Below are 8,908 nucleotides of genomic sequence, written 5' to 3' on the forward strand. Positions count from 1 at the left end.
ACGCGGAGTTTCGGACCTTGCAAATCGGCTAGGATTGCTGTCGTGTAGCCAAACTCATCGTTGAGGCTTCGAATTAAATTGATTTTTTCGCTAACGTCTTCGTAGTCGGCATGCGAAAAGTTAATACGAAATACATTGACACCTGCGTCAATCATATTTTTTAATACTTCTCTTGTGCTACACGCAGGACCCAATGTGGCTACAATTTTCGTCTTTTTTTTCGTGGGCATATTTTAAAAAATTAAATTGTTTTTTGACTTTAAGTTTTCAATTTCTACGGCATAAGCTGTGGAAATATGGTTAATTGAATTTAAACGTGATACGATTTCACTAATTGTGATAAAGGTGTTTTCTATTTTTAGGAAAAAATTTACTTTTTTCATTTCGGGCAAAAGATAAACATTTGTTGAGATGCTCTGTGCTTCATTAGAAAATAAGTCATTTGAAGCGGCATTTGAAGCTACAATGATCTCATCTTTGTTCTCTATCAGGTGCCATTCCTCTTGGGTTTCATTTACCAAATAAGAAAATTTTGAAAAAAATGCGACACCGCTTGTGCTTTGACTTTCTACAAAACTGCTACTTTTGCTTAATAAAATGGGGAGTTTTTGATTAAGAAAATAAGCCAATCGGTAATCTTCGAGAGAGGTGTGAATTGCAATTAAATCATAATCAACTGCATCAAATTCATTTAAAGATAACTTACGAACCGCCATTTACATCCAAAATAAGTTGTAAATATAAGGTATAAAAACTTGCGAACACAGATTGCCTCAGTATCTTAACGATAATTTATCAACGAAAACGATGTAGGATTAAAGCTCAACTTATTTTTCGGAAATTTTTTCTTGAAGTGCAAAGTAGGCTCTTTGTGCTGCTTTTTCCTCGGCTTTTTTCTTAGAAACGGCCCGGGCTTTTGCGATTACTTTTTGGTCAATACTGAGTTTTACCCCAAATAATTTTTCGCCAGTAATTCCATTATCTTCAAAAACATCAAAATTAAATGTCTTTTTCTCTTTCTGACACCATTCGATTATTAGGCTTTTGTAGCTGATAACTTTTCCTTCCAATCGGGCGATATCCACATAAGGGGTGATGACTTTTTTTTGGATAAATTTCTCACAAACGATATAGCCTTGGTCCAGATAAATAGCTCCCACCAAAGCTTCAAATATATTTCCGTGGATGTTTTCGCCAAAATGTTGTGCCGGAACTTTGCTTTCTACAAACTGGATTAAATTCAAATCACGGCCCAATTCGTTTAAATGTTCGCGACTGACAATTTTTGAACGCATTTTAGTCAAATAACCTTCGTCTCCAGAAGGTACTTCCATAAATAGGTAGGCTGCAATTACCGAACTTAGCATTGCATCTCCCAGAAATTCCAATCGTTCATAGCTGATGGGGTTCCCGTTGATGTCCATTTTATTTGAAGAGCGGTGTGTAAATGCTCTTTGGTAATATTCTACAGTTACTGGTTTGAATCCCAATATTTTAGAAATGGCATCAAAAAAAATCCCGCCTTCAAGAGTACGGGATTTCGAGAATATTTTTTTAAAAATACCCATATTGGTTTATTCTTCTAATTTTTTAAATAAAACACAAGCATTATGACCTCCAAAACCGAATGTATTGCTCATTGCAACATTTACCTCTCTTTTTTGTGGATGGTTTAAAGTCAAATTCAATGAAGGATCGATATTTTCATCAACAACTGAATGATTGATTGTTGGCGGTACTATGCTATGTTTCATTGCCAAAATCGAGGCGATTGCTTCAATTGCACCAGCAGCACCAAGCAAATGTCCGGTCATCGATTTAGTCGAATTAATGTTGATATTTTTAGCATGATTGCCAAAAACTGCAGTTATGGCCTTCAATTCGGCAACATCTCCGAGAGGGGTAGAAGTTCCGTGGGTATTGATGTGGTCTACTTGATCGGGAGTCATTCCTGCATCTCGTAGCGTATTTTGCATTACTGCAATAACACCAATTCCGTCTGGATGTGGTGCAGTAAGGTGATAAGCGTCAGAGGACATTCCGCCACCGCCCACTTCACAATAAATTTTTGCACCTCTGGCTTTGGCATGTTCGTACTCTTCTAAAACCAAAGCACCCGCTCCTTCTCCTAATACAAATCCATCGCGAGTAGCGTCAAATGGTCTTGAAGCGGTTTCTGGACTTTCATTTCTAGTAGATAATGCATGCATGGAATTAAAGCCACCCATTCCAGCAATGGTAACTGCTGCTTCGGAACCTCCCGAAACAATCACATCACACATTCCCAATCGGATGTAATTGAACGCATCAATTAACGCATTTGCTGATGAAGCACATGCAGAAACCGTAGTATAATTGGGTCCCATGTAGCCATTTCGCATCGAAATATGGGCTGGAGCGATATCAGCAATCATTTTCGGGATAAAAAACGGATTGAATTTTGGCGTGCCATCGCCTTGGGCATAGTACATCACTTCGTCTTGAAACGTCTGCAAGCCACCAATTCCAGCTCCCCAAATCACACCAATCCGGTGTTTGTCGGTATTTTCTAAGGTTAATCCGGCGTCTTTAATTGCCTCGTCACTGGCAGCAATTGCATATTGTGCAAACTTATCGAGTCTTCTGGATTCTTTGCGATCCATATAATCTTCGATGTTGAAGTTTTTTACCTCACATGCAAATTTGGTTTTGTGCTTTTCAGTATCATAATACGTTATTGGGGCAGCACCACTCACACCATTTATTAGAGAATTCCAATATTCTTCAATAGAATTTCCAATGGGAGTAAGTGCACCTAAACCAGTAACCACAACGCGCTTTAATGCCATAAGTAAATTATTTTAGTCTTGTATTAAAACAAATAATACCTGTGTTCTTCTATGGAAATCATAAAAAAGACATAGGTATTAAACGCTACTTTTATAGATGCAGTTGGCATAATATACCAACGCTTAATTTTTTAATTAAAATAAAAAACGTCTGAATTAATAAAAATCCAGACGCAAATTATTATTTTTTAGCCTCTTCGATGTAAGAAATAGCTTGACCAACAGTAGCGATGTTTTCCGCTTGGTCGTCTGGAATTTGGATGTCAAATTCTTTTTCGAACTCCATAATTAGCTCAACAGTGTCTAATGAATCAGCTCCTAAATCATTTGTGAAGCTAGCTTCTAACACAACTTCGTTTTCGTCAACGCCTAATTTGTCTACGATAATCGCTTTTACTCTTGATGCAATGTCTGACATAATTTTTAATTTTAAAATTTAATTTGTTGGCAAAAATAAAAAACTTTATCTTATAACCATCCTTTGTTTGTAAATATAAATACTAAATTATAAAATTTATTTCATAAAGCCCTTTAAAATCGACTTAATATCAATTTTTATTCTTTTTTTTGTTGGCTAATTATCTAAATGATGAAAAGGATACTTTTGTTTGCTTCAGGTTCAGGTACTAATGTAGAAAATATTATACGTTACTTTCAGCAGAAAAAAACCGCTGAAGTCGTGGCTGTTTTCTGTAATAATCCGAAAGCCAAAGTGATAGAAAGGGCAAAAAACCTAAGTGTTGATAGTTTTGTGTTTTCAAAAGAGGATCTTTTCTCGGAAATTGTTTTTGATAAAGTCAATGAATTCAAACCCGACTTAATTGTCTTAGCAGGTTTTTTATTGAAATTTCCTCAAAATGTAATTGCAGCCTATCCTAACCAGATCATCAACATCCATCCTGCACTATTGCCGAAATATGGTGGAAAAGGGATGTACGGAAAACATGTGCATCAGGCAGTTTTGGATAACAAGGAATCGGAAACCGGAATTACGATTCACTATATCGACGAACATTATGATGAAGGCGATATTATTTTTCAAAAAAGTATTTCAGTTACAGATTGTAGTTCGCCAGAGGAAATCGCTGCAAAAATTGGAAAATTAGAGCACGAGTATTTTCCACAAATCATTGAAAATCTTTTAAAATCCTAATTTTGAATCACGACGTACACATTTACACCGACGGAGCGGCAAAAGGAAATCCCGGAAACGGCGGTTACGGCGTGGTTATGGAATTGGTAGGAACGCCGTATAAAAAAGAATTCTACGAAGGTTTTCGCGTGACGACCAATAATAGGATGGAACTTCTTGCGGTAATTGTAGGTTTGGAAAAACTCAAAAATCCAAATATGAAAGTTTTAGTGATTTCTGACTCTAAGTATGTGGTGGATTCGGTGGAGAAAAAATGGGTTTTAGGCTGGGAAAAAAAAGGTTTTGTGAACCGAAAAAATTCAGATTTATGGAAACGATTTCTCAAGATCTATCGCAAACACCAAGTAGATTTCAAATGGATCAAAGGTCATAATAATCATCCTCAAAACGAACGCTGCGATGAATTGGCGGTTTATGCTTCAGGGCTGCCCAACTTATCCATTGATGCTTTTTATGAAAATGAGGAGGGAAAGTTGATTTGATTTTAACCGTGCATTTTCAAAGTTACCTATAGTGTATTTTCAAAGTTAATTGTAGTGTATTTTCAAAGTAAGTAGTAGTGTAATTTTAAAGTTGAGATGATATTTGGGAAATGGTTTGGGATATGAATTGGAGTTTATAAGAAATAAATTTTTAAGACGTTTTCATTAATTTTCGTAATAATTTATACGGGTTTTGTATTAGTTTTTATGAAGACGAGTAGAAGATTTATTGTAATCTGTATAAAATCAATTTCAAATAAAAAATTATTGTAAATTTATACGTGTGATGGAGCAAACTTTAACCCCGAACGATACTATTGTGAATCTTGCTTTCAAGATTCCGAAAAACCTTGTGGGAAAAAAATTAAAAGTTTACATTGATTTTGAAAAGAAAACCTTCTCAATTCAAGAAATTAAAATAGTTCAAACTTGCTGTCATTCCATTTGAACCCATCTCAAAATCCTATCGCAGACTACTTTTTTCAATCCAATACTGTACCAAAACTTTTAAACCTTAAATACTTTTAAACTTTTAAACTAAAGTTTATCTTTGCACCCTAATTTCAAACCTAACAAATGAATAAATTGTTGATTGTCGGAACCGTTGCTTTCGATGCTATTGAAACCCCTTTTGGGAAAACCGATAAAATTTTAGGTGGTGCCGCTACTTATATCGGACTTTCAGCTTCTTTTTTTAACCTAAAATCGGCAATAGTTTCGGTAGTTGGAGACGATTTTCCACAAGAGCATTTGGATTTATTGACCACAAGAAACATTGATATTTCGGGTTTGGAAATCGTACCTGGAGGAAAAACATTCTTCTGGAGCGGTCGCTACCACAATGACTTAAATTCCCGCGATACATTGGCAACAGAACTAAATGTTTTGGCCGATTTTCAACCAAAAGTACCTCAGGATTTTAAAAATGCTGATGTAGTAATGCTTGGAAATTTGCATCCTTTGGTACAAAGCAGTGTTTTGGATCAAATGGAAACAGCGCCAAAATTAGTCGTTTTAGACACGATGAATTTCTGGATGGATTGTGCTTTACCCGAACTTTTGGACGTAATCAAACGAGTAGATGTTATCACTATTAACGACGAAGAAGCCCGTCAATTATCGGGAGAATATTCGTTAGTGAAGGCGGCAGCCAAAATCCATACGATGGGGCCAAAATATGTGGTCATCAAAAAAGGCGAACATGGCGCATTATTGTTTCACAACAAAGAAGTTTTTTTTGCACCAGCATTGCCACTTGAAGAAGTTTTCGACCCAACAGGAGCGGGTGATACCTTTGCAGGAGGTTTTGCAGGATTTATTACGCAAAGCGAAAATATTTCTTTCACAAACATGAAAAACGCCATCATTTATGGCTCGAATCTTGCTTCGTTTTGCGTAGAAAAATTTGGAACCGAAAGAATGGAAACCTTAACACATGAAGAAGTAATCAGCCGCTTGCAGCAATTTAAATCGTTGACGCAATTTGACATTGCATTACAATAGAAATTTTACGCCTCGGAAACGGGGCGTTTTTGATTGAATGATAACGGGCAGTTTGAAATTTAAATTGTAATAAACACTACTATAAATTTGCGAATTTGCGGTAAATATAACTACTAACCTACAACACAATGAGCGACTCAATTAAACACGAATGTGGTATTGCCCTTTTAAGGTTGAAAAAACCACTCGAGTTTTACAAACAAAAATACGGTTCGGCTTTCTACGGAATACAAAAAATGTATCTCTTGATGGAAAAACAGCACAACCGCGGACAAGACGGAGCCGGTTTTGCCAGCATCAAACTCGACTTGAAAGCAGGCGAACGTTACATCAGCCGAGTCCGATCCAATGATTCACAACCGATTCAAGATGTTTTTGCGCAAATCAACAACCGCATCAGCGAAGAGTTACGATTGCATCCCGAATGGGCGAATGATGTGCAGCTTCAAAAGAAAAACATTCCCTACATCGGCGAATTATTTTTAGGTCACGTGCGTTACGGCACTTTTGGTAAAAACAGTATCGAAAGCGTTCATCCGTTTTTACGTCAAAACAATTGGATGCACCGAAATTTAATCGTTGCTGGAAACTTTAACATGACCAATGTAACCGAGCTTTTCAACAGTTTGGTAGAACTAGGTCAACATCCCAAAGAGCTGGCAGATACGGTAACGGTTATGGAAAAAATCGGACATTTTCTGGACGACGAAGTCACCGATTTGTACTTGGATTGCAAAAACGAAGGACTTTCGAAAAGAGAAGCTTCTCCCGTAATTGCCGAACGATTGGATGTAAAAAAAATCCTGAAAAGAGCCTCAAAAGGCTGGGACGGAGGTTATGCAATGGCAGGACTTTTTGGTCACGGCGACGCTTTTGTTTTTCGGGATCCAGCAGGAATCCGACCGGCTTATTTTTATGAAGATGATGAAATTGTAGTGGTTGCCTCCGAACGTCCTGTGATTCAAACCGTTTTTAATTTGGATTTTGAACAAATCAAAGAATTACAACCTGGCAATGCGTTGATTATTAAAAAAAACGGAACGGTTACCGAAGAAGAAATCATCACGCCAGTAGTCAAAAAGGCTTGTTCGTTCGAACGTATTTATTTTTCAAGAGGAAGTGATGCTGAAATTTATCAGGAGCGAAAAACCCTAGGCAAATTGATACTTCCTGCAGTTTTAAACGCCATTGATAACGATACCGACAATACCGTTTTTTCGTATATTCCAAACACGGCCGAAACTTCCTTTTACGGAATGGTCGAAGCCGCTCAGGATTTTTTGAACCAACGAAAAAATAATTTTATTTTAGAAAACAAGGACACTTTAACAAAAGAAACCTTGCAACAACTGTTAGAAGTTAAAATTCGAACAGAAAAAGTGGCTATCAAAGACGCAAAGCTCCGAACGTTTATTACCGAAGACAGTAGTCGAGACGATTTAGTCGCGCACGTTTACGACGTAACTTATGGCGTGATTAAACCGGAAGACAATTTGGTCATTATCGACGACAGTATCGTTCGCGGAACTACTCTGAAAATGAGTATCATCAAAATGATGGATCGCTTGAAGCCCAAAAGCATCGTTATCGTTTCATCAGCGCCACAAATTCGTTATCCAGATTGTTATGGAATTGACATGGCAAAACTTGAAGGTTTAGTAGCATTTAGAGCGGCACTAGCACTTTTAAAAGAAAGAAATTTATACCACATTGTCGAGGAAGTTTACAGAAAATGTAAAACCCAAGAAAAGCTAGAGGATAAAGAAGTGGTAAATTTTGTAACCGAAATTTATGCCCCATTTGAGCCTCAAGAAATATCAGATAAAATTGCCGAAATGCTCAGTTCGCCAGAAATTAAAGCAGAGGTAAAAATCATCTTTCAAACAGTCGAAAATTTACACATTGCCTGTCCAAAAAACTTGGGCGACTGGTATTTTACGGGCGATTATCCCACTCCAGGAGGAAATCGGGTAGTGAATCGTGCCTTTATCAATTTCTACGAAGGAAACGATGCAAGGGCTTATTAACGTTCAAAAAACGCACTTAATCGGATAAATGTGTATTTCATCTGATTTTTTTGCACAACATTAAGTACTAAATTACATTTACAAAACCATAATATTAGTAGGTTAAGTTTATGGTAGATTTGGGGCAAAAAAGGTGGATGAAAATCCGCCTTTTTTATTTTACAGAAGTCTGAAACCACTTATTTGTCAAGCTGTCCCGACGCTTCGGGATATTTCAGCTTCTATATCACTTTTTTTGGGGTGTTACCCTCCGTAAAAACTCCGGGCCCGGGCTGTCCACTCCCGCTTTTTTTGCTTCCGAAGAAAAATCGGAATCAAAAAAGAGCTCCGCTTCCATCCCTAACACAAAAAAGTCCCGCAGAGCCAGAAATAAATTTGTCAAGCTGAACTAGTTTCAGCTTCTAAACCAATTCCAATCCATCATAAATCTTCAACACTTCTGCAAAACTTTCAAAAATAAATTCAGGATCTTCACTCGAAACCATTTTCATTCGGTGTTCCTTAAAATTCGGAAGTCCTTTGAAATAATTGGTATAATGACGACGTGTTTCTAAAATGCCTAGTTTTTCGCCCTTCCAATCCATTGCCCATTGCAAGTGATTTTTGGCTGCCTCCACACGTTGTTCGATTGTAGGTTTTGGCAAATGCGTTCCCGTTTCAAAAAAATGTTTGATTTCATTAAAAATCCAAGGATAACCAATCGCAGCCCGACCAATCATCATCCCGTCGAGACCAAATCTGTTTTTGTATTCCAAAGCTTTTTCTGCCGAATCAATATCGCCATTTCCGAAGATTGGCATTGTAATCCGTGGGTTTTTCTTGATGCGTTCTACGTGACTCCAGTCCGAATGGCCTTTGTACATCTGGGCTCTTGTTCGGGCATGAACGGTTAAAGCCTGAACGCCAATGTCCTGC

Annotated in this window: 10 protein-coding genes; 4 read left to right on the top strand and 6 right to left on the bottom strand. The window is 37.3% G+C overall.

All coding sequences use genetic code 11. The features are described from left to right. The 5 genes from ACIQ2X_RS10600 to ACIQ2X_RS10620 form a co-directional block, all read right to left on the bottom strand. On the bottom strand, positions 1–230 hold a 230-nt coding region (locus ACIQ2X_RS10600), incomplete at its 3' end, for a pyruvate kinase (protein ID WP_396178902.1). 3 nt (positions 231–233) lie between these two features. Further along, the gene (locus ACIQ2X_RS10605; protein WP_396178903.1) at positions 234–716 is read right to left on the bottom strand and encodes an IPExxxVDY family protein; all 483 of its coding nucleotides are present in this window, start codon (positions 714–716) and stop codon (positions 234–236) included. Between the two features lie 111 nt (positions 717–827). Continuing rightward, the gene (gene rnc / locus ACIQ2X_RS10610; RefSeq protein WP_396178904.1) at positions 828–1,568 is read right to left on the bottom strand and encodes a ribonuclease III; all 741 of its coding nucleotides are present in this window, start codon (positions 1,566–1,568) and stop codon (positions 828–830) included. Between the two features lie 6 nt (positions 1,569–1,574). Further along, positions 1,575–2,828: a beta-ketoacyl-ACP synthase II gene (fabF, locus tag ACIQ2X_RS10615; protein ID WP_396178905.1), complete on the bottom strand. Its 1,254-nt coding sequence runs from the start codon at positions 2,826–2,828 to the stop codon at positions 1,575–1,577. A 181-nt stretch (positions 2,829–3,009) separates the two neighbouring features. Next, positions 3,010–3,246: an acyl carrier protein gene (locus tag ACIQ2X_RS10620; protein ID WP_014082856.1), complete on the bottom strand. Its 237-nt coding sequence runs from the start codon at positions 3,244–3,246 to the stop codon at positions 3,010–3,012. Between the two features lie 171 nt (positions 3,247–3,417). Between ACIQ2X_RS10620 and ACIQ2X_RS10625 the strand changes: the two genes are divergently transcribed. From ACIQ2X_RS10625 to ACIQ2X_RS10640, 4 genes are all read left to right on the top strand, one after another. Then, positions 3,418–3,981, top strand: coding sequence for a phosphoribosylglycinamide formyltransferase (locus ACIQ2X_RS10625; RefSeq protein WP_396178910.1), 564 nt, complete (start codon positions 3,418–3,420; stop codon positions 3,979–3,981). Positions 3,982–3,983: 2 nt separating this feature from the next. Further along, positions 3,984–4,463 carry a ribonuclease HI gene (gene rnhA / locus ACIQ2X_RS10630; RefSeq protein WP_396178906.1) on the top strand — a complete coding sequence of 160 codons (480 nt, stop codon included), beginning with the start codon at positions 3,984–3,986 and terminating at the stop codon, positions 4,461–4,463. 576 nt (positions 4,464–5,039) lie between these two features. Then, entirely contained in the window at positions 5,040–5,966 is a 927-nt protein-coding gene (locus ACIQ2X_RS10635) for a PfkB family carbohydrate kinase (RefSeq protein ID WP_396178907.1), read from the top strand. Between the two features lie 128 nt (positions 5,967–6,094). Then, on the top strand, positions 6,095–7,993 hold the full coding sequence (locus ACIQ2X_RS10640) for an amidophosphoribosyltransferase (RefSeq protein WP_396178908.1): 1,899 nt from the start codon (positions 6,095–6,097) through the stop codon (positions 7,991–7,993). A 401-nt stretch (positions 7,994–8,394) separates the two neighbouring features. Here the strand turns inward: ACIQ2X_RS10640 and ACIQ2X_RS10645 are convergent. Continuing rightward, positions 8,395–8,908: tRNA dihydrouridine synthase (locus ACIQ2X_RS10645; protein WP_396178909.1), on the bottom strand; the 514-nt coding region annotated here is incomplete at its 5' end.

The organism is Flavobacterium sp. (genome assembly GCF_044368625.1).
Classification (GTDB): domain Bacteria; phylum Bacteroidota; class Bacteroidia; order Flavobacteriales; family Flavobacteriaceae; genus Flavobacterium.

Excerpts from the sequence above, each read along its gene's own strand:
- ACIQ2X_RS10620 (WP_014082856.1), bottom strand. The coding sequence starts at position 3,246 with ATGTCAGACATTGCATCAAGAGTAAAAGCGATTATCGTAGACAAATTA.
- ACIQ2X_RS10635 (WP_396178907.1), top strand. The coding sequence starts at position 5,040 with ATGAATAAATTGTTGATTGTCGGAACCGTTGCTTTCGATGCTATTGAA.
- fabF (WP_396178905.1), bottom strand. The coding sequence starts at position 2,828 with ATGGCATTAAAGCGCGTTGTGGTTACTGGTTTAGGTGCACTTACTCCC.
- ACIQ2X_RS10605 (WP_396178903.1), bottom strand. The coding sequence starts at position 716 with ATGGCGGTTCGTAAGTTATCTTTAAATGAATTTGATGCAGTTGATTAT.
- ACIQ2X_RS10625 (WP_396178910.1), top strand. The coding sequence starts at position 3,418 with ATGAAAAGGATACTTTTGTTTGCTTCAGGTTCAGGTACTAATGTAGAA.
- rnc (WP_396178904.1), bottom strand. The coding sequence starts at position 1,568 with ATGGGTATTTTTAAAAAAATATTCTCGAAATCCCGTACTCTTGAAGGC.
- ACIQ2X_RS10640 (WP_396178908.1), top strand. The coding sequence starts at position 6,095 with ATGAGCGACTCAATTAAACACGAATGTGGTATTGCCCTTTTAAGGTTG.